This is a genomic window from Microbacterium sp. Bi128 (assembly GCF_918698205.1).
On the sequence record NZ_CAKKMM010000032.1, the window covers coordinates 1 to 20,255 of the forward strand.

Here is a 20,255-nt window from a genome sequence, read left to right on the forward strand (position 1 = left end):
GTCGAAAGGTGCCGAAATGACCGACGCCGCCGTCCGTCCCGCCACGCCCGCCACAAGCACGCGCACGCCCGTCGGGGGTGCGCCCACCGCCGCGCATTCCGCCGCCGAGGCCGCCGAGAACCGCATCGACATCGAGCGGGTGACCGACCTCCTGCTCGGAACGTGGGCCGACACGCGCCGAGAGGCGCGCGAGATGCTGAAGGACCCGCTGTTCTGGCGGGATGACAGCCTCGGCATGGACGCCCACCGGGAGCGCACCCTGGGGCAGCTCCACGAACTCGTCGCCCGCAAGGCCGTGCACCGTGCCTTCCCGAAGCGATTCGGCGGCGAAGAGAACAACGGCTCGAACATCGCCGGCTTCGAGGAGCTCGTGGCCGCCGACCCCAGCCTGCAGATCAAGTCGGGCGTGCAGTGGGGCCTGTTCGGTTCGGCCGTGCTCCAGCTCGGCACCGAGAAGCACCACGAGAAGTGGCTGCCGGGCATCATGAGCCTCGACATCCCGGGTGCCTTCGCGATGACCGAGACCGGCCACGGCTCGGACGTCGCCGCGATCGGCACGACGGCGACCTACGACGCCGAGACCGAGGAGTTCGTCATCCACACGCCGTTCCGCGGCGCCTGGAAGGACTACCTCGGCAACGCCGCTCTGCACGGCAAGGCCGCCACGGTCTTCGCGCAGCTCATCACGAACGGCGTCAACCACGGCGTGCACTGCTTCTATGTGCCGCTGCGCGACGACGAGGGCAACTTCCTGCCCGGCATCGGCGGCGAGGACGACGGCCTCAAGGGCGGTCTGAACGGCATCGACAACGGCCGCCTGCACTTCGATCAGGTCCGAGTGCCGCGCGAGAACCTGCTGAACCGCTACGGCGACGTCGCCGCCGACGGCACGTACTCCAGCGACATCGCCAGCCCCGGACGCCGCTTCTTCACGATGCTCGGCACGCTCGTCCAGGGGCGCGTCTCGCTCGACGGTGCGGCCGCGTGGGCCTCGGCTATCGGCCTCACGATCGCGATCACGTACGGCAACCAGCGCCGCCAGTTCGACTCCGGCAGCGGCACCCCCGAGGTGACTCTGCTCGACTACGGCAAGCACCAGCGCCGTCTGCTGCCGCGCTTGGCGACCACCTACGCCCAGATCTTCGCGCACGACGAGTTCCTGCAGAAGTTCGACGGCGTCTTCAGTGGCCGCCTCGACACCGACGCCGACCGCGAAGACCTCGAGACGCTGGCCGCTGCGCTGAAGCCCCTGTCGACCTGGCACGCACTGGACACCCTGCAGGAGTCGCGCGAAGCGTGCGGCGGGCAGGGCTTCCTCTTCGAGAACCGTCTCGTGGGGCTCCGCGCCGACCTCGACATCTACGTCACTTTCGAGGGCGACAACAACGTGCTGCTGCAGCTCGTCGGCAAGCGCCTGCTCGCCGACTACGCCAAGCAGTTCAAGGGCAAGGATGCCAAGGCCCTCGCCGCCTTCGCCGTCGGTCAGACCGCCGGCAAGCTGTTCCACGGTGCGGGTATGCGACAGCTCGGCCAGGCCGTCACCGACCTGGGGTCCACCGCGCGCTCCGTCGAGAAGGGGCTGCGGGCACAGCAGCAGCACGAACTCCTCGCCGACCGCGTTCAGCAGATGATCGCCGACATCGCGGGGCGGTTGCGCCCGGCATCCAAGCTCCCCCGCGAGGACGCCGCGGCGCTGTTCAACGAGAACCAGGCCGAGCTGATCGAGGCCGCGCGGGCGCACGGCGAGCTGTTGCAGTGGGAGGCGTTCACCGACGCGCTCAACGGTGTGGCCGATGAGGGGACGCGACAGGTGCTGACGTGGCTGCGCGACCTGTTCGGACTCCAGCTCATCGAGAAGCACCTCGCCTGGTACCTGATCAACGGACGCCTGTCGACGCAGCGCGCGGCGGCGGTGTCGAGCTACATCGACCGACTCTGCGTGCGGTTGCGGCCTCACGCTCAGGATCTGGTCGACGCGTTCGGCTACGGCCCCGAGCACATCCGCGCCGCGATCGCCACGGGCGTTGAGGACGACCGGCAGAACGAGGCCGCGTCCTACTACGCGGCGCTGCGGGCCTCGGGCGACGCCCCGGTCCCCGAGAAGAAGCCGGGCAAGTAAGACGGGCGGCGGAGGGCGGCGGCCGAGGGGGCCTGCCGCCCTCCGCCGTGTCTCCTGTTCTCGCGACGCGACCCGGCGCCTCGCGACCCGACGCGGGCCGGTGTCGGACCCCGCGCCTACCCTGGACGCATGAGCGACCTCACGACCGGTGACGACGGCGTCGCGCGCTGTGCATGGGCCGGTGCGGATGCCGAGTACCAGCGGTACCACGACGAGGAGTGGGGCACGGCACTCCACGGCGACCGCCCGCTCTTCGAGAAGATGAGCCTCGAGGGCTTCCAGACGGGGCTGTCCTGGATCACGATCCTGCGCAAGCGCCCCCGCTTCCGCGAGGTCTTCCAGGAGTTCGAGCCGACGTCCGTCGCCGCCTTCGGTCCCGACGACGTCGAACGCCTGCTCCAGGATGCCGGGATCATCCGGCACCGCGGCAAGATCGAGGCCGTGATCGGCAACGCCGGGATCGTCGCGCGCATGGCCGAGGGTGAGCTCGACGCACTGATGTGGTCCTTCGCCCCGGCGCAGCATCGCCCGCCGTCGTCCTTCGCCGAGGTTCCCGCGGTCACCGACGAATCCACCGCGATGAGCAAAGAACTCCGGCGCCGCGGCTTCCGCTTCGTCGGCCCGACCACGATGTACGCCCTCATGCAGTCGTCGGGCATGGTCGACGACCACGTCGCGGGGTGCTGGCGCGCGGCGGTCTGACGCACCGCTAGACTGGACGACGGAGCTCTCGCTCCCAGCGTCGTCGAACGCACCGGCCCCCTTGCGTGGGCCTTTGACCTTCACGGCGAACGGATGCGCCGCCCGGCGCCTTCGCCCATTGCAGCCGCAGCATTGCGGCATCCCGAACCGCCGTGCGTGCTCGCGCGCCGGCAGGAGACTTCATGACGTCCCAGACTTTCACCGACCTCGGCGTGCCCGCGCCGCTGATCGCCGTGCTCGCCGAGCAGGGCAAGAACGAGCCGTTCCCGATCCAGGCCGACACGCTGCCCGACACCCTCGCCGGGCGCGACGTCCTCGGCCGCGGCAAGACCGGCTCGGGCAAGACCCTCGCGTTCTCGCTGCCCCTCGTGGCCCGCCTCGCAGCCAAGACCGACCGCCGTCGCGGCCGTCGTCCCCGCGCGCTCGTGCTCGCCCCGACGCGCGAGCTGGCCAACCAGATCGACGAGGTCATCAAGCCCCTCGCCGCGGCCTACGACCTCACCACGACCACCGTCTACGGCGGCGTGAACCAGAAGCGTCAGGTCGACGCGCTCGCCGCCGGCGTCGACATCCTCGTCGCCTGCCCCGGTCGCCTCGAAGACCTCATCGGCCAGGGCTTCGCGAGCCTCGATGCGATCGAGATCACGGTCCTCGACGAGGCCGACCACATGGCCGACCTGGGCTTCCTGCCCGGCGTCACGCGTCTGCTCTCGCGCACGCCCGCCGATGGCCAGCGCCTGCTGTTCTCGGCGACGCTCGACAACGGCGTGGACAAGCTGGTCAAGCGCTTCCTCCGTAACGAGGTGCTGCACTCCGTCGACGAGGCCCACTCGCACGTCGCGGCGATGACCCACCACGTTTTCGTTCCGGCCGACGCGGATGCCAAGAAGCAGCTCGTCGAGACCCTCGCCTCGGGCAGCGCGCGCCGCATCCTCTTCATGCGCACGAAGCACCAGGCCAAGAAGCTCGCGAAGGCGCTGACCGCCGCGGGCATCCCCTCGGTCGACCTGCACGGCAACCTGTCGCAGCCCGCGCGTGACCGCAACCTCGCCGCGTTCAGCGACGGCCGTGCCAAGGTCCTCGTCGCCACCGACGTCGCCGCCCGCGGTGTGCACGTCGACGGCATCGAGCTGGTCGTGCACGTCGACCCTCCCGTCGAGCACAAGGCGTACCTGCACCGCTCGGGTCGCACCGCGCGTGCCGGTTCGGCGGGCGACGTCGTGACGATCATGCTTCCCGAGCAGCGTCGCGACACCCTCGACATCCTCCGCAAGGCCAAGATCTCGGTCACCCCGCAGCCGGTCACGCCGACCTCGCCCGAGGTCGTCGCCCTCGTCGGCGAGGTCGCCCCGTACGTCAAGCCCGAGCCCGTGGTGGCTCAGCCGCAGGGCGGCGGACGTTCGCAGGGTGCCAACGCGCAGCGCAAGCGTGCCGCCCGTGGCCAGGGATCCTCGGATGCCGCTTCCCGCACCTCCACTCCGGGCGAGGGTCGCCGTCGTCGCGGCCGCGGCGCCGGCCAGGGTGCGGGCGCAACCGATGCGGCGCAGCCCGCACGCCAGGGCCAGCGCTCGGGCTCGGGCCGTGGCCAGGGCGCGGGCGGCAACGCCCGCACCGGCGGGGGCACCGGCCGTCCGCAGGGCGCCGGGCGTTCGGCATCCGGCACTCCCACGACCGGGATGGTCGTCGGCTCCCGCAGCCCGCGCACGAACCGTCGCGCCCAGGGCTGACGCACGCCTTCTCGACGCCCCCGCGGATCCGTCCGCGGGGGCGTCGTCGTTCTCCGGGGCCTTCACGCGGCTTTACGGTCCTGCGGAGAACCTGGTCGTCACGCCGATCCCGGATGCCAGGACACGGCGTGCCGGGTGAGATCTCCGCGGGACGGCGCGGGCGTGTGCACGAAGCGTCGCGGATGTCGGGGGTCTGCGGCACACTGAGGATCGACCCAGCCGAGGAGCCGCCATGACCCGTCATCCCGCCGATGCCCACGACGTCATCCGCGTGCGCGGGGCCCGCGAGAACAACCTGAAGAACGTCGACCTCGACGTGCCCAAGCGGCGGCTGACGGTGTTCACCGGCGTGAGCGGTTCGGGCAAGTCGTCGCTCGTGTTCGGCACGATCGCGGCCGAATCGCAGCGACTCATCAACGACACGTACCCGACGTTCGTCCAGCAGTTCATGGGCCAGCCTTCGCGTCCCGAGGTCGACGCGCTCGAGAACCTCAGCGCCACGATCCGCGTCGATCAGGAGCGGATGGCGGCCAACGCCCGGTCGACGGTGGGAACCGCGACCGACGTGCACGCGATGCTGCGCGTGCTCTTCAGCAGGCTCGGCCGGCCCCACGTGGGAGCGTCGCAGGCGTTCTCGTTCAACGTCCCGTCCCTCTCGGGCTCCGGAGCGGTCGAGATCAAGACCGGGGCGCGCGCGGGGCAGAAAGAACGACGCTCGTTCGAGATCACGGGCGGCATGTGCCCCGGCTGCGAGGGGCTCGGGCAGGTGAGCGACATCGACATCGCCGAGCTCGTCGACGAGACGAAGTCGCTCAACGACGGCGCCATCCGCGTGCCCGGCTACACCGCCGACGGGTGGATGGTGCGGATCTACGCCGAGTCGGGCTTCGTCGATGCCGACAAGCCGGTCCGCGACTTCACGGCCGAAGAACGTCAGGCTTTCCTCTACGGCGAGCAGACCAAGGTCCGCATCGCCAACACCAACATGACGTACGAGGGTCTCGTCCCCAAGGTCACCAAGAGCATGGTGCAGAAGGATCGCGACGGGCTCCAACCGCACATCCGCGCATTCGTCGACCGCGCGGTCACCTTCGTCTCGTGCCCGGCGTGCGGCGGCACACGGCTGAACGAGGGAGCGCGCTCGTCGCGCATCGGCGAGGTGAACATCGCGGATGCCGCGGCCATGCAGATCACCGATCTCGCCGCCTGGGTGGCCACCCTCGACGACCCCTCGGTCGCGCCGGTCGTCGACGGGTTGCGCGACACCCTCGACGCGTTCGTGCACATCGGGCTCGGCTACCTCTCGCTCGACCGGGCCAGCGGCACTCTCTCGGGCGGTGAGGCCCAGCGAACCAAGATGATCCGCCATCTCGGGTCGAGCCTCACCGACATCACCTACGTGTTCGACGAGCCGACGGCGGGGTTGCACCCGCACGACATCCAGCGGATGAACGACACCCTGCGGCAACTTCGCGACAAGGGCAACACGGTGCTCGTGGTGGAGCACAAACCCGAGGTCATCGAGATCGCCGATCACGTCGTCGACCTCGGGCCGCGCGCGGGCCGTGACGGCGGGACCGTCCAGTACGAGGGCGATGTGGCGGGACTCCGCGCTTCGGATACCTTGACCGGACGCTTCCTCGACCATCGCGCGCGGCTCAAGCCGGCGGTGCGTCCGCACACCGGGGCGATGCCCATCCGGGGCGCGTCGCAGCACAACCTGAAGAACGTCGACGTCGACGTCCCCCTCGGCGTCCTGACGGTGGTCACCGGGGTGGCCGGGTCGGGCAAATCGTCGCTCATCCACGGCAACCTGCTCGCGTTCGACGACGTCGTGGTGGTCGACCAGTCGCCCATCAAGGGCTCACGGCGCAGCAGTCCGGCGACCTACACCGGCATCCTGGATGCCGTGCGGTCGGCCTTCGCCAAGGCGAACGGCGTCAAGCCTGCACTGTTCAGCGCGAACTCCGAGGGTGCCTGCGTGGCGTGTCGGGGCCTCGGCGCGATCGTGACCGAACTGGGCTTCCAATCCACGGTCGAGACGGTCTGCGAGCTGTGCGGCGGGTCGGGTTTCGCCGATGAGGTGCTCGAGTACACCCTCGACGGCAAGAACATCGCCGAGGTTCTCGAGATGTCCGTCGCCGAGGCATCCGCGTTCCTCACCCGAGGACCGGCGGTCGCCGTTCTCGGGCGCCTCGTCGACGTCGGCTTGGGGTACATCACGCTCGGGCAGTCCCTCAACACGCTGTCCGGGGGCGAGCGCCAGCGGCTGAAGCTGGCGATCTCGATGGCCAAGAATGGCGCGGTGTACGTCCTCGACGAACCGACGACGGGGCTCCACCTCGCCGATGTCGACATCCTGCTGGCCCTGCTCGACGGCCTCGTGGAGGCCGGGAACACGGTGGTCGTGATCGAGCACCATCAGGCCGTCATGGCCCACGCCGACTGGATCATCGATATCGGGCCGGGGGCCGGCCGTGACGGCGGCACGGTCGTGTTCGAGGGGACTCCGACGCAGCTCGTGGCCGACGCCGCGACGCTCACGGGTGAGCACCTGGCCCGATACGTCGCGGGCTGACGGCCGCGCTCCGGGTCGGGGCGCCGGGGGCTGACGCCCGCGCTCCGGGTTGGGGCGTCGGTGTCAGGTGGCCGTGCTCCGGGTTGGGGCGTCGGTGTCAGACGGCCGCGCTCCGGGTCGGGGCGTCGGGGGCTGACGCCCGTGCTCCGGTTCGGGGGCGTCGGCGTCGCGGACCACGCGCCGCGGGCGCGGCTGGGGGAGCGTGTCCCGCTTCGAAGCCTCAGGCCGGGGGTGCGACCGTGACCGTGTGCAGGTGACGGTCGCCGTGGGCGAGCACCTTGACCATGACGCCCCGCTGCCGCAGGTCGGACACCGCGCGGGAGGCATCCGCCCGGGAGACGCCGAGGGCCTCGACCGTCGTCACGACGAGCACGTCTCCGCGGGTGAGCGTGCCGAAGAAGCGATCGAGACGCGCCGCCCAGTCCTCGAGCGTCTCGGGCGCGGGATGGCGGAACCCCTCGATCGGCACCCCGAAGCGCGTGAGATCGTCGCGCTGCTGCACGACGGAGGGCAGACCCGCCCGGGACACGACCAGGCCCACGAGGCGGGAACCGGCGGGACGCGCGCGCCACCAGGCGCCGTCGCCCTGCATCTCGGTGAAGCACTGCGGGCACTCTGCCGCCGTATGAGCGAGCGGTGCGGCCGGGATCGTGGCATCTGCGGACGACGTGGTCGCCGGAATCGGATCGCTCATGGACACCTCCGACTCCATTCTGCCGCACGACCCGCCGCACGCCCCCGCCGGGACGGCATCCATCCGCTGAGACTTCACGCGGCTGACAACTCCACTGCAGCCTGCAGCCCAGTTGTCAGCCGCGTGAAGTCTCGCGGAGATGGGGCGTCGCCCGCGCTAGTCCTCGCCGTCCAGGCGGAGTTCGAGGCTCAGCTGGTCGGCATCCAACTCGGCCAGCGCGTGTCGGAGCGCGGCGGTGCTGTACCGGCCGTCGCGGCTCACGAGCTCGAGCTCTCGCCGCATCGCCTCGATCGAGGCGAGCCGCAGCTCCAGCAGATCACGGGCGCGGGCGGTGACCTCATCGTCCGGCGGTCGGGTCAGCCGCGCGCCGGCGCGCTCGACGAGGTCGGCCGGGAAGGGTTCGCCGTTCCGCCGCGCGAGGGTCCCCGACGTGACCGCGGTGACCGCCGCCGCACGCAGCTCGGCATCCAGGGCGTGCTGTTCTTCGCGCGTGGGTCCTTCGCCGCCGCGGCCGGAGAGCCCGAGGGCCCGCACGACCGCCGGCAGCGTGAGTCCCTGGATCAGCAGGCTGAAGAGGGCGACGAGGAACGCGACGAAGATCAGCAGCGGGCGGTCCTGCACTCCTTCGCGCGGCAGGGTCTGGGCCGCGGCGAGCGTGACGACGCCGCGCATCCCGGCCCAGACGATTACGGTGCCGTGCCGCCAGCCCAGCGGAGTGTCGCGGTAGTAGTCCAGGTCGGCCACCGTCCGGGAGATGCGACGGCGCACCCACGTGAATCGTCGCGCGGCGCCGGCGGGGTTGCTCCGGCGGCGATGAAAGCGCTCGGGATCGGCGTGGTACGCCTCTTCCATCTCGTCGACGCGCTGACTCAGCAGCGCGGTGCGTTCGCGGTGCCCCGTGTTCCGCCGACTGCGTCGCCCCTGCAGCCAGATGAGCCCGGCGACGTAGATCGCGCGGACCGCCAGGGCGATGCCGAGCGCCGAGAGGGCGAGCCACGCGCCGTGCCACAGGCCCTCGTTCTCCTCGAGGTTGCTGCGGACGACGTCCTTCAGCTCGAGACCGAAGACGAGGAACACCCCGCCCTCGAGGATCAGCTCGATCGTGCGCCAGTTGAGCCGATCGCTGAGACGCTGCTCGGGCGTGAACCGTCGGGCGGCGCCCTGGCCGGTGACGATGCCCGCGACCACGGCGGCCACGAGACCCGAGCCGCCGAAGTGCTCGGTGGGAAGGTACGCGAGGAAGGGCACCGTGAAGCTCAGCGCGGTGTTCGCCGCGGAGTTGGTCACCCGCTCGCGCAGCCGCAGGTTGCCCCACCCGACGAGCGCGCCGAGCACAAGGGCCAGCAGCACGCCCCAGGCGAAGTTGCCGACCGCATCGGCGAACGCGAATCCGGATGCCACGGCGGCTACGGCCGTGCGCAAGAGCACCAGGGCGGTGGCGTCGTTGAGCAGGCTCTCGCCCTCGAGCATCGTGACCACGCGCGGCTCGATGCCCAGCCGCTTGGCGATCGAGGTGGCCACGGCATCCGTCGGACTGAGGATCGCGCCCAGCGCCACGCCGAGCGCGAGCCCGAGGCCGGGGATCACGGCGGCGAAGAACAGGCCGAGGCCGAGCGAGCTCGCCACCACCAGCAGCACCGACAGGCCGGCGATGGGCGCGAAGTCGCGCCGGAACTCGATGGCGGGGAGCTGCACGGCCGCCGAGTACAGCAGCGGCGGCAGCACGCCGATGAGGATCACCTCGGGGTCGATGGCGATCGCCGGGACGAACGGCAGCAGACTCACACCGAGCCCGATGGCCAGGAGGACCAGGGGGCCGGCGATGTTGAAACGCGGCGCGATCACGGTCACCAGCGCGACCACCACGATGCCGACGACGACGATGAGGAGGGGGTCGATCACCCTCCGAGGCTAGACCCGTGACCGCGACGCTGACGACGGCGGCGGCTCAGCTCTCGGCGCGGACGGCCTCCGCCACGGCGCGCAGCCCCGTGAGCGTCTCGGCGAAGCTCGTCGACAACGGCGCGAGCCCGATGCGCAGACCACCCGGGTCGCGGTAGTCGGGGATCACGTCGTCCTTCCAGAGCCGCACCGTGACCGCGCGCATCGCCGGGTGCGAAAGCGTCACGTGGCCACCCCGCTCGGCCGGGTCGCGCGGCGAGGCCACCGTGACACCGAGGGGGCTCAGGATGCCATCGCTCACGCGCAGCGCGAAGTCGGTGAGCGCCACGGATTTGTTGCGGATTGCGGCGATACCGGCATCCTCGATCAGGTCGAGCGTGTCCTGCATCGCGAGCATCGCCAGCACCGGCGGGGTGCCCGAGAGGAACCGGCGCATCCCTTCGGCGGGGCGGTACTCGGGTCCCATCGCGAAGACGTCGGCGGCCCCCATCCACCCCTGGATCGGCTGCGTGAGCGTGGCGTGGTGCCGTGCGGCGACGTACGCGAAGGCCGGGGCGCCCGGGCCGCCGTTGAGGTACTTGTAGGTGCAGCCGACCGCGAGGTCGACCGCCCAGCCGTCGAGGTCGACCGGCACGGAACCGGCGGAGTGGCAGAGGTCCCACAGCACGAGCGCGCCGGCGTCGTGCGCGATGCGGGTGAGGGTCCGGGCATCGGCGAGGAAGCCCGAACGGTACGAGACGTGACTGAGCAGCACGACCGCGGTGCGCGGTCCGACCGCGGCACGGAGCAGGTCGGCATCCACCCCGCGCGCGGTGTCGACCTCGACCCAGACGATCCGTGCGCCGCGTTCGGCGGCGATGCCCTCGACGAGGTAACGGTCGGTGGGGAAGTCGTCGCGGCCCACCACGATCTCGACGCGCTGGGGATCGGCGGTCGAGCGTTCCGTGAGCGCCGCTCGCAGCAGCTTGTACAGCAGCACGGTCGTCGAGTCGCCGATCACCGTCTGCCCTGCCGCGGCCCCGAGCGCCAGCCGTCCGAGTCGATCGCCGATGCGGAACGGCAGCTCCATCCACGACTCGTCCCATCCGCGGATGAGACGCCCGCCCCACTCGGTGGTGACGAACTCCGCGAGGCGCTCGGCGGTCGCGCGCGGCGGGCGACCCAGAGAGTTGCCGTCGAAGTACACGAGCGAGCTCTCTGCCCCCACGAAGGCGTCGCGGTGGGCGGCGAGGGGGTCGGCCGCGTCGAGGGCGCGAGCCTCGTCGTCGAACACGGCGGTGGGATCAGTCGACACGCGTGAGCTCCTCGGTCGGGACAACGATCGCCCGTGACAGCCACGTCGCCAGGTCATCGGGGTCGGTCGGGGCAGGCCCGGCGAGGAAGCTGCGGACCGCGTCGGTGCCGGTGTGCGCCGGCCAGGGATCGGTGAGGGATGCCACCAGCGCGTCGCCGCGCACACCCGCTTGCTGCAGCGCGAGCAGCTCGCGGCGGTTGACGCCCACGGGGAGCTGTCCGTTGCCCAGGTCGGTGCCGTACAGCACGCGCCCGCCGCGGGCGTGGAAGGCGCCGAGGTAGGCGATCGCGCGCTGGCGGGTCGCGCCGCGGTGGATGTCGAGCGTCGAGATCCAGATCTGACCGGTCTCGACCGCGCGCGCGATGAGCCGCCGGGACAGGGAGGCGTCGAACGGGGTGTGCGCGAGGGCGGCGATGCCGACCTCGACCGCCCGTTCGACCTGCCCCGCGCCCTGGGCGTGCGCGACGACCGGGAGCCCGCGCTCGCGTGCGGCGTGCAGGATCGCCGAGAGGACGGCATCCGAGGGGACCGGACCCGCGTCGGCGTTGAGCGCCACCTTGATGACGGACGCCCCGGCGTCGGCCTGCGCATCGACCGCCGTCCTCGCTCCGCCCGGGACACCGGGATGGGCCGAGGGGTCGGTGACGGTGTGCACCGTGGCATCCGGGGCCCAGGACCGCCCGCTCGGATAGCCTCCGGGGACGGTGAGGAACGCTCCGGCGAACGCGAGTCGGGGGAGTCCGGGGCTCAGGCGTCGGAGCGCCGTGGGATCGCCCCCGAGGTCGATCGCCCCGGCGATCCCCCGCCCGGGGAGGGCGTGCACATCGATGAGGTGCGCGTGGACGTGGTGGTCGACGAAGGCGGGGAGAGCCGTGCCGGTCTCACCGCTCGCGTGACGGCGTACCGGCCACGCGGCGGTGAGCATCGGCGCGTCAGATCAGCGAGAGCTCGCGGAGCTTCGCCTCGACGTCGGCGTTGGTGGGCTCGACGTGGTGCGACGCGTCGGGGTAGACCACGACGGGGATGTTCGTGCGGCCGGAGATCTCTTTGGCCACGTCTGCGGCGGAGGGGTCGGCCACCAGGTCGACGTACTCGTAGGCGATGCCCAGGTCGTCGAGCTGCTTCTTCGTGCGGATGCAGTCACGGCACCAGTCGGCGCCGAACATGCGAATGGATGCGTCGGACATGCGTCCAGCGTACGCCGCCGAGGCGGACGCGGCCTCGTGCGATGGGGGCCGCCGACGGGCGTCAGGCCGCCAGCTCGTCCTCGAGCGGCTCGGAGATCGCGGCGATCTTGGCGTTGCGCGTCTTCTTGGGCGCGTAGACCACGAGGGCGTGGAACACGAAGCGCACGACGAATGCGGCGACGAGCGTCAGGGCCGCGGCGACGACGCTCTGGATGTGCGCCTGGTTCACCAGCAGCCAGATCACCGGGATGCGCACGATCGCCTCGATGCCGTTGAACGCGAACGACTTCACGAACCGGTGGCGCATGAGCCCCGACTCTTCGCGCATGTCGGCGAAGACGAGGTACTCCAGGGCGAGGAAGTTCGCGACGATCGTCACCACGCTGGCGATCACCGCGGCCACGAGGTACTGCACCCCGACGGTGGTGAGGCCCCACATGATGAGCAGGTTCGCCACGGCGCCGAGGCCCCCGACGAGGGCGAAGGCCGACATGCGCCCGAACCGCAGCATCGTCAGCTGGGTCAGGAAGCGCATGCCCTGACTGAAGGAGGCCTTCGACTCGCCCGCGAAGCGCGCGGCGAAGGAGAACGGCACTTCGGCGACGCGCATCTGCTTGCGGGCGAGGATCTCGAGCAGGATCTTGAAGCCGCGCGGACGCAGGCCCTCGACGTCGAGCGAGCGACGGTCGACGAGGAAGAAGCCCGTCATCGGGTCGGAGCAGTTGTGCAGCTTGCGCGGGAACATCGACTTCGTCAGGAGCGTCGAGCCGCGGGAGACGAGCGTGCGCACGGCGTTGGCCAGTCCGTCGGACGTGCCGCCGGCGATGTAGCGCGAGGCCACGACGACGTCGGCGTCGCCGACCTCGGCGCGCGCGAGCAGATCGGCGATGACCTCGGGCGGGTGCTGGAGGTCGCCGTCCATCACGACGCAGAAGTCGGATGCCGCCGCGCGGATGCCGTCGACGACGGCGCCGCCGAGACCGCCGACCGGCTGGTCGCGGTGGAGCAGTCGTACCGGCACCGACGCGTGTGCCGCCACGGCGCGGATGATGTCGGGGGTGTCATCGGTGGAATCGTCGACGAAGAGGATCTCGATGGCTCGGCCGGGGAGAGCGGCGACCGTTCGACGGACGAGTTCGGCGACGTTCGGACCCTCGTTGAAGGTCGGAACGATGACGGATAGGTCCATGGGTGCTCGCGTTTCGGTGAATCCAGAAGTACACAGCGTAGACCGGCCGACGCGTGCCCAAATGAGGATTGTGGATCATTTAGCTGGGAGCTAGCGGGATGTTCACCACACGCGAGCGGTGTCCGCGCGCGCTCGGACGCTCGGATCTCAGCCGATCGCGGCCTTCAGATCGTCGACGGACATGCCGTAGTTGATACGGATCACCGGCAGCGCGAGCTTGTCGGTGCCGATGCGCACGTAGCCGGGCTCGATCGTGCGGCCGAGCTCGAAACCGGCGCGCCGTAGCCCCTCTTTGGTGGTGTCGTCGTAGTGCCCGAAGGGGTACGCGACGACCTCCTTCGCCCCGAGGATCGCGGCGGACTGCTGGAGGTCGGCGGCGATGGTGTCGGCATCGTCGTTGACCATCCGACCCTTCCCGTTCGCGCCGGCGCGGTGCATGTCGTGCGTATGCGAGCGCTGCAGGACGAAGCGGTTGGGAGTGCCCTCGGAGCGCGCGGAGGTGATGACGAACGAGGTGGTGAGCAGGTTCCGGCCGTCCACGATGGGGGCTGCCAGTTCCAGCCACGAGCTGTCTGCGTCGTCGTCGGTGATGACGACGGAGCGCTTCGGCAGGAACAGCGCCCCGTCGATGAACGCGCTCACCTCGTCCCACGTCGGCAGGTAGAACCCCGATTCCTGGATGTAGGCCATCTGCGCGTCGAAGTCACCGACGTAGGCGTAGTTCCCGCGCAGCCAGCCGTCCTCGCCCTCGGGCTTCCGGGTGAACTGGTGGTACATGAGGATCGGGATGCCGGCATCCTCCGCCGCGTTCGCTTCGGGCGTCGTCCACGCCGCGTGGAGCGTCCGCTGCCGGTCGGTGCACGTGACGAGGTCGGCGCCGTTGATCCGTGCCGGCAGGGTCAGGGCGCTCGCGTTCGCGGGGGTGTCGTACCACCCGGCGAAGACCCGGCCCTCCGCGCGGGGGAGGGGCAGCTTCTCGTAGCGCACGTCCTGGGTCTGCAGCTGCGGATCGAGCACGATCCCGTCTCCGGCGAAGGAGACGGCGCAGGCTTTCGGGTCGGTGGTGGTGGCCAGCAGCGCCTGCGCCGGGGTGAGGGGAGTCGGCGTGGGCGTGGGTGTGTCCGACGGCGTCGGGGCGATCGTGGAGTCGGCGTCGGCGACCGGCGGCGAGGATGACCCACGGGCGACGGCGAACACGGTCACGCCGCCGGCGACCACGGCGACCGCGATCACCACGGCGATCGTGCGGCGCAGCCGCACTCGCCGCGATGCCTGGCGTCGTCGCTGAGCTCGCGTGACCATCTTCATCCCCCGGTTTCTCGGTGATCGTCCCCGCGATCACGGTGATCCTAGCGGGACGGTGCCCGCGTCCCGGGAGTGGTCTCGCCGATCGGGCCCGCCATGATGGGGACATGATCCGTCTCGGAATCGTCGGCACCAGCTCCATCTCCGAACGCCTCGCGGACGCCGTCGGTGAGGTCGAGGGCGTCGCGCTCGGTCGCGTCGCGTCGCGTGACGAACGGCGGGCGGCCGAGTTCGCCGACCGCATCGGCGCTCTGGGCACCGCACCGGGCCTCGATGCCCTGCTGGCGGCCGGGGACGTCGACGCGGTCTATCTCGCGAGCCCGAACGCGGTGCACGCCGAGCAGGTGCGGGCCGCGGTGGATGCCGGCATCCCGGTGCTCGTCGAGAAGCCCGCGGTGCTGACCGCCGACGAGTGGCTCGACCTCGTCGGACGGGCGCGCGAGCGCGGGGTGGTGCTACTGGAGGCGATGCGGACCGCCTACGACCCCGGCATCCGCGCGATCCGCGATGTCCTGCCGCGGATCGGACGCATCCGCCGTGTCTCGTTCCGCTACGAGAAGCGGTCGGCGCGGTACGACCTCGTGCTCGCCGGTGAGCAGACGAACATCTTCGACCCGGCTCTCGGCGGAAGCGCGTTGCGCGACCTGGGCGTCTACCCGCTGCACGCGCTGGTTCTGCTGTTCGGCGCGCCCCGGCAGATCCTCGGGTCGCGCGTGGGCATCGCCGCGCAGACCGACGGGCTGGGCAGCGCCATCGCGGAGTTCGACGGGTTCGTCGCCGATGTGGCGTGGTCGAAGATCACCGACACCGCGCTGCCGAGCGAAATCCAGGGGGAGGAGGGCTCGCTGACGATCGACGCGATCGACTCCCCGCGCCGACTCGTCCTCACCCCGCGCGCGGGCGATGCGGAGGTCATCGACGTCGCCGCGCCCGAGAACCCGATGGTCGGAGAGGTCGAACGCTTCCGCGACGCCGTCCACGGCGCGGACGTCACGGCCGATCAGGATCGCACGGGCCAGACGCTGCGGCTGGTCGACCTGCTGCTCGAGCGGCCCCTGCGGTGACCCCGATTCACCCACCGTTTCCCCTGGAGGGGTAGGAAGACCGGATGACACGAGCCGGCACCGCCGCAGAGGTGTTCATCGCCTTCCTCCGTCTCGGTGTCACGTCGTTCGGCGGTCCGATCGCGCACCTCGGGTACTTCCGCGACGACCTCGTCACGCGCCGCCGTTGGATGGACGACCGGGCCTACGCCGACCTCGTCGCCCTGTGCCAGTTCCTCCCCGGACCCGCGTCCAGCCAAGTCGGGTTCGCGATGGGGCTCCAGCGCGCCGGCTTCCTCGGCGCCCTCGCGGCCTTCCTCGGCTTCACCCTGCCCTCGGCGGCGCTGCTCGTGGCGTTCGCGGCCGGGGCGTCGCTGTTCGGCGGTCGGGTGGGTGGCGGCATCCTGGACGGGCTGAAGATCGTGGCGGTGGCCATCGTGGCCCAAGCCGTGTGGGGGATGGCCCGCTCGCTCACGCCCGACGCGCCGCGCGCCGGGATCGCGGTGGTCGCGGCGGCGTCGGCGCTGTTCATCCCGGGCGCGTTCGGGCAGCTCGGTGCTCTCGTCCTGGGTGTCGTGGCCGGGCTCGTCCTGCTGCGCGGGGTCGCGGAACCCCCAGCAGACGCGCTGCCGTCGTTCGGGGTGTCCCGGGTGGTCGCGATCGGATGCCTCGCCGTCGCGGCCCTCGCGCTGATCGGGCTTCCCGCGCTGGCGGCGGTGACCGGCTCGGGGGCGATCGCGCTCGCCGACGCCTTCTTCCGGTCCGGGGCTCTGGTGTTCGGGGGAGGGCACGTCGTGCTCCCGCTCCTGCAGGCCGAGGTCGTCCAGACCGGCTGGGTGTCGCCCGACGCGTTCCTCGCGGGCTACGGGGCGGCGCAGGCCGTGCCCGGGCCCTTGTTCACGTTCGCGGCCTACCTGGGGGACATTTCGTCGGTCGGGCCCGGCGGTCTCGCCGGCGCGGCGATCGCCCTCGGCGCGATCTTCCTCCCCGGGTTCCTCGTGCTCCTCGGGGTACTGCCCTTCTGGGACGCGCTCCGCGGACGGCCCCGCGTGCGCGCGGCGATGCGCGGCGCCAACGCGGCGGTCGTCGGCATCCTCGGAGCGGCGCTCTACACCCCGGTGTTCACTACGGCCGTGACCGGGCCCGGACCGTTCGTCCTGGCCCTGGCGGGATTCGTGCTGCTCACGGCGTTCCGGACCCCCGCGTGGGCGGTCGTCATCGTCGGGGCGCTCGGCGGGATCGTGCTCGCTTTCGTCTGAGAGTCGCCTGGGCCTGCGTATCAGGAGCCGTGACACCGGGTTCCGGCTTTGGCAGGATGAGCCCACGGCATCGTCGCCGCGCCGGTATCGAAGGAGATCACCGTGTTCCACAGCCCGTACCCGCGCATCGAGATCCCGTCGCAGAGCGTCTACGATCACCTCTTCGGCTCGCTCGACGACGCCGATCTCTCCCGGGTCGCCCTGATCGACGCCGCCACCGGGGGCGAGACGACGTACGGCGCCCTGCGCGCCCAGGTCGACGCCTTCGCCGGAGCGCTGGCCCACCGGGGCGTCGACGCCGGGACCGTGGTGGCCGTCCTGTGCCCCAACGTGCCCGCGTTCGCGACGGTGTTCCACGGCATCCTGCGTCTGGGCGCCATCGTCACGACGGTCAACTCGCTCTACACGGCCCAGGAGATCGAGAAGCAACTGAGGGATGCCGGTGCGACGTGGCTCGTGACCGTCGCGCCGCTGCTCGGTCCCGCCGCGGAGGCGGCGCGCGCCGTCGGCCTCACCGACGATCGGGTGATCGTGCTGGACGGGGCCTCCGGGCACCCCGACCTCGGGTCGCTGCTGGCCGAGGGGCGGACGCCGCCGGCGGTCTCCTTCGACCCGGCGACGCACGTCGCGGTGCTGCCCTACTCCTCCGGGACGACGGGCGTGCCGAAGGGGGTCATGCTCTCGCACCGCAACCTCGTGTCCAACGTCGACCAGTGCCGCGTCAGCATCCGGCTGGGCGGTGAGGATCGCGTGCTCGCGGTGCTGCCGTTCTTCCACATCTACGGCATGACCGTGCTGCTCAACCTCGCGCTGCGCCAGCGTGCGACGCTCGTGACGATGCCGAGGTTCGATCTGTCGGCGTTCCTCCGCGGCATCCAGGAACACCGGTGCACGTTCCTGTTCATCGCGCCGCCGATCGCGGTCGCGCTGGCCAAGCACCCCGTCGTGGACGAGGTCGACATCTCGAGCGTGCACACCGTGTTCTCGGGGGCCGCGCCGCTGGACGGTGAGACCGCCGAGACCGCCGGGCGACGCATCCACGCCCGTTTCTTCCAGGGCTACGGCATGAGCGAGCTCAGCCCCGTTTCGCACGCGATCCCGCCCGAGCGCGACGACATCCCGGTGAGTTCCGTCGGTGTGCTCGTGCCCAATGTCGAAGCCAAGCTCGTCGATCCCGAGACCGGTGCCGAGATCGAGGCGCACGGCGAGGGCGGACTGACCGCGCCGGGTGAGCTGTGGGTGCGGGGTCCGAACGTGATGCTGGGCTACCTCAACCGCCCCGACGCGACCGCGGAGACGATCGACGACGACGGTTTCCTGCACACCGGCGACATCGCCACGCACCACGTCGACGGCTACTTCACGATCGTCGATCGGCTGAAGGAGCTGATCAAGTACAAGGGGTATCAGATCGCTCCGGCCGAGCTGGAGGCCCTGCTGCTGTCGCACCCGCAGATCCAGGATGCCGCCGTCGTCGGCGTGCTCGACGAGGACAAGCAGGAGATCCCGAAGGCGTTCATCGTCGCGGCGCCGGGGATGGAGCTCAGTGCAGAGGACGTCATGTCCTTCGTCGCCGCCCAGGTCGCCCCGCACAAGAAGGTGCGGCGCGTGGAGTTCATCGACGTGATCCCTAAATCCGCCTCGGGGAAGATCCTGCGGAAGGACCTGCGCGCCCGCGAAGGGTGAGGGGGAAAGGCGAAACCCCCGCGATGTAGAAGCTACGCGAGGGTTCCTAGGGTGACTGTAACGGTCACCCGTGTGGCTCCGACCGGCATCGATCCGGTGACCTTTCGATTTTCAGTCGAACGCTCTACCAACTGAGCTACAGAGCCGAGCGACATGTCTGCCGCTTCCTAGACGAAAGGCCTCCTCGAAAGAAGGCCCGTCGCTATGGAGCGACCCTGACGGGACTTGAACCCGCGACCTCCGCCGTGACAGGGCGGCACGCTAACCAACTGCGCTACAGGGCCATGATTGTTCAATTGTATTCGGCGAGTGACCCCAACGGGATTCGAACCCGTGCTACCGCCGTGAAAGGGCGGCGTCCTAGGCCGCTAAACGATGGGGCCGGATGAACCCCGAAACCTTGCGATTCCGTGCTCACTTGCCGACGACCGAGCCTACTTCATGATCTTTCAGATTGCCAATCGAGGGCGTGGCGCTCCGTCGTTCCGGCGTGTCGGGGGTTCAGACTGGGCCGGGCGGCGGGAACTCGCCCTGTTGTTCGTGTGATTCGTGTTGCTACTGTGGTGCGAGTTGCGAACCGGTGAGATGAGGTATTCCCGTGACGCCTGAACCCCCCGACGGCGCGGACGACTGCGGCTGCGCGCCGACCCCGTCCGAGCGAAGCCGCCTCTGGCCCTCGCTCGACCGGCGCGGCGCCCTCAAGCTGGGTGCGTTCGGTGCCGTCGCGCTCGGTGCGTTCGGCGCCACCGTGCCCTCTCTCTCGTCGTCGTCGCCGGCGTTCGCGGCCGACTACCCGTCGTGGGCCGACGTCGAGGCCGCACGCGCCAACGAGGCCGCCAAGGGCGCCGAGATCGCCCGCATCCAGGGCTTGATCGCGGGCCTGCAGTCCGAGGTGGCGCGCACGCAAGCCGAGGTCGTCGCCCGCTCCGACGAGTACTACGCGGCCCAGCAGGCGTACTTCGATGCCGATTACCGCGCCCAGCAGATCCAATCGCAGGCCGACGCCGAAGCGGCGAAGGCGACGGATGCCGCCACCAAGGCGGGAAAGGTCGCGGCGCAGCTGTACCGCAGCGGCGGTGACGACACGTCGCTCGACCTGTTCTTCTCAGGGTCGGCGGCGACCGCCGACGACCTGCTCGCCAAGCTCGGCACGATGGACAAGCTCATCGAGCGCAACCGCTCGGTGTACACCGCCGCCGTGGTCGCCCGTGACAACGCCAAGCAGCTCAGCAATCAGGCCAACGATGCCCGCGCCGAGCGCGATCGGCTGAAGACGATCGCCGAAGAGAAGATGGTGGCCGCTCAGCAGGCCGCCGACGCCGCCCAGGCGGCTCTCGCGGCCCAGCAGGCGAACCAGGTCGTGCTCGAGGCCCAGCTCGCCGCGCTGCAGGACACGACGGCCAAGACCGTCGCCGACTACCAGGCCGGTGTCGAGGCCGAACGCAAGGCTCGGGAAGAACGCGAGCGTCGTGCCCGCGAAGAGGCCGAGGCCCGTGCGCGCGCCCAGCGCGAGCAGGAGGAGCGCGACCGTCAGAACGCCGGCAACTCCGGCGGCGGTGGTGGCGGTGGC

At 70.8% G+C, this 20,255-nt stretch carries 15 protein-coding genes and 3 tRNA genes; 8 read left to right on the forward strand and 10 right to left on the reverse strand.

Annotation, left to right across the window (positions count from 1 at the left end; all coding sequences use genetic code 11):
• Positions 1-16: 16 nt before the first annotated feature.
• The 4 genes from LQV45_RS04630 (at position 17) to LQV45_RS04645 (ending at position 7,126) form a co-directional block, all read left to right on the forward strand.
• Positions 17-2,119 (forward strand): acyl-CoA dehydrogenase, encoded by a 2,103-nt coding sequence (locus LQV45_RS04630; RefSeq protein ID WP_230005968.1) that lies wholly within the window; start codon positions 17-19, stop codon positions 2,117-2,119.
• Between the two features lie 129 nt (positions 2,120-2,248).
• On the forward strand, positions 2,249-2,821 hold the full coding sequence (locus tag LQV45_RS04635) for a DNA-3-methyladenine glycosylase I (protein WP_230005969.1): 573 nt from the start codon (positions 2,249-2,251) through the stop codon (positions 2,819-2,821).
• Between the two features lie 182 nt (positions 2,822-3,003).
• A complete protein-coding gene (locus LQV45_RS04640) occupies positions 3,004-4,548 on the forward strand; it encodes a DEAD/DEAH box helicase (protein ID WP_230005970.1) in 1,545 nt (514 codons plus the stop codon).
• A 232-nt stretch (positions 4,549-4,780) separates the two neighbouring features.
• The gene (locus LQV45_RS04645) at positions 4,781-7,126 is read left to right on the forward strand and encodes an excinuclease ABC subunit UvrA (RefSeq protein ID WP_230005971.1); all 2,346 of its coding nucleotides are present in this window, start codon (positions 4,781-4,783) and stop codon (positions 7,124-7,126) included.
• Positions 7,127-7,346: 220 nt separating this feature from the next.
• Here LQV45_RS04645 and LQV45_RS04650 read toward each other — a convergent pair whose 3' ends face one another.
• The 7 genes from LQV45_RS04650 to LQV45_RS04680 form a co-directional block, all read right to left on the reverse strand.
• Positions 7,347-7,820, reverse strand: coding sequence for a dehydrogenase (locus LQV45_RS04650; protein WP_230005972.1), 474 nt, complete (start codon positions 7,818-7,820; stop codon positions 7,347-7,349).
• A 156-nt stretch (positions 7,821-7,976) separates the two neighbouring features.
• Positions 7,977-9,722: a sodium:proton antiporter gene (locus LQV45_RS04655; RefSeq protein WP_230005973.1), complete on the reverse strand. Its 1,746-nt coding sequence runs from the start codon at positions 9,720-9,722 to the stop codon at positions 7,977-7,979.
• Between the two features lie 46 nt (positions 9,723-9,768).
• Positions 9,769-11,016, reverse strand: coding sequence for a kynureninase (locus tag LQV45_RS04660; protein WP_230005974.1), 1,248 nt, complete (start codon positions 11,014-11,016; stop codon positions 9,769-9,771).
• A complete protein-coding gene (locus LQV45_RS04665) occupies positions 11,006-11,941 on the reverse strand; it encodes a hypothetical protein (RefSeq protein ID WP_230005975.1) in 936 nt (311 codons plus the stop codon). The genes LQV45_RS04660 and LQV45_RS04665 overlap by 11 nt, the downstream gene beginning before the upstream one ends.
• Before the next feature lie 7 nt (positions 11,942-11,948).
• Positions 11,949-12,203, reverse strand: a complete 255-nt coding sequence (locus tag LQV45_RS04670) for a glutaredoxin family protein (RefSeq protein ID WP_138176550.1) — start codon at positions 12,201-12,203, stop codon at positions 11,949-11,951.
• 61 nt (positions 12,204-12,264) lie between these two features.
• Positions 12,265-13,392 carry a glycosyltransferase family 2 protein gene (locus tag LQV45_RS04675; protein ID WP_138176552.1) on the reverse strand — a complete coding sequence of 376 codons (1,128 nt, stop codon included), beginning with the start codon at positions 13,390-13,392 and terminating at the stop codon, positions 12,265-12,267.
• 147 nt (positions 13,393-13,539) lie between these two features.
• Positions 13,540-14,700: a polysaccharide deacetylase family protein gene (locus tag LQV45_RS04680; RefSeq protein ID WP_230005976.1), complete on the reverse strand. Its 1,161-nt coding sequence runs from the start codon at positions 14,698-14,700 to the stop codon at positions 13,540-13,542.
• 104 nt (positions 14,701-14,804) lie between these two features.
• On the opposite strand from LQV45_RS04680, the gene LQV45_RS04685 reads away from it, so the two are divergent.
• The 3 genes from LQV45_RS04685 (at position 14,805) to LQV45_RS04695 (ending at position 18,685) form a co-directional block, all read left to right on the forward strand.
• Positions 14,805-15,761 carry a Gfo/Idh/MocA family protein gene (locus tag LQV45_RS04685; RefSeq protein ID WP_230005977.1) on the forward strand — a complete coding sequence of 319 codons (957 nt, stop codon included), beginning with the start codon at positions 14,805-14,807 and terminating at the stop codon, positions 15,759-15,761.
• 44 nt (positions 15,762-15,805) lie between these two features.
• Complete coding sequence (chrA, locus tag LQV45_RS04690; RefSeq protein ID WP_230005978.1) at positions 15,806-16,999, forward strand: chromate efflux transporter; 1,194 nt, start codon at positions 15,806-15,808, stop codon at positions 16,997-16,999.
• A 102-nt stretch (positions 17,000-17,101) separates the two neighbouring features.
• Positions 17,102-18,685: an AMP-binding protein gene (locus tag LQV45_RS04695; RefSeq protein ID WP_230005979.1), complete on the forward strand. Its 1,584-nt coding sequence runs from the start codon at positions 17,102-17,104 to the stop codon at positions 18,683-18,685.
• A gap of 73 nt (positions 18,686-18,758) precedes the next feature.
• Here the strand turns inward: LQV45_RS04695 and LQV45_RS04700 are convergent.
• From LQV45_RS04700 to LQV45_RS04710, 3 genes are all read right to left on the reverse strand, one after another.
• Positions 18,759-18,831, reverse strand: a tRNA-Phe gene (locus tag LQV45_RS04700).
• Positions 18,832-18,895: 64 nt separating this feature from the next.
• Positions 18,896-18,969 (reverse strand) — tRNA-Asp (locus LQV45_RS04705).
• 26 nt (positions 18,970-18,995) lie between these two features.
• A tRNA-Glu gene (locus LQV45_RS04710) sits at positions 18,996-19,068 on the reverse strand.
• A gap of 215 nt (positions 19,069-19,283) precedes the next feature.
• On the opposite strand from LQV45_RS04710, the gene LQV45_RS04715 reads away from it, so the two are divergent.
• Positions 19,284-20,255, forward strand: a 972-nt coding sequence (locus LQV45_RS04715) for a M23 family peptidase (RefSeq protein ID WP_230005980.1), incomplete at its 3' end; no start/stop codon positions are given.

Bases quoted from the DNA above. Each gene is read 5' to 3' on its own strand.
- LQV45_RS04630 (WP_230005968.1), top strand. From the start codon at position 17: ATGACCGACGCCGCCGTCCGTCCCGCCACGCCCGCCACAAGCACGCGC.
- LQV45_RS04635 (WP_230005969.1), top strand. From the start codon at position 2,249: ATGAGCGACCTCACGACCGGTGACGACGGCGTCGCGCGCTGTGCATGG.
- LQV45_RS04640 (WP_230005970.1), top strand. From the start codon at position 3,004: ATGACGTCCCAGACTTTCACCGACCTCGGCGTGCCCGCGCCGCTGATC.
- LQV45_RS04645 (WP_230005971.1), top strand. From the start codon at position 4,781: ATGACCCGTCATCCCGCCGATGCCCACGACGTCATCCGCGTGCGCGGG.
- LQV45_RS04650 (WP_230005972.1), bottom strand. From the start codon at position 7,820: ATGAGCGATCCGATTCCGGCGACCACGTCGTCCGCAGATGCCACGATC.
- LQV45_RS04665 (WP_230005975.1), bottom strand. From the start codon at position 11,941: ATGCTCACCGCCGCGTGGCCGGTACGCCGTCACGCGAGCGGTGAGACC.
- LQV45_RS04670 (WP_138176550.1), bottom strand. From the start codon at position 12,203: ATGTCCGACGCATCCATTCGCATGTTCGGCGCCGACTGGTGCCGTGAC.
- LQV45_RS04675 (WP_138176552.1), bottom strand. From the start codon at position 13,392: ATGGACCTATCCGTCATCGTTCCGACCTTCAACGAGGGTCCGAACGTC.
- LQV45_RS04680 (WP_230005976.1), bottom strand. From the start codon at position 14,700: ATGAAGATGGTCACGCGAGCTCAGCGACGACGCCAGGCATCGCGGCGA.
- LQV45_RS04685 (WP_230005977.1), top strand. From the start codon at position 14,805: ATGATCCGTCTCGGAATCGTCGGCACCAGCTCCATCTCCGAACGCCTC.
- chrA (WP_230005978.1), top strand. From the start codon at position 15,806: ATGACACGAGCCGGCACCGCCGCAGAGGTGTTCATCGCCTTCCTCCGT.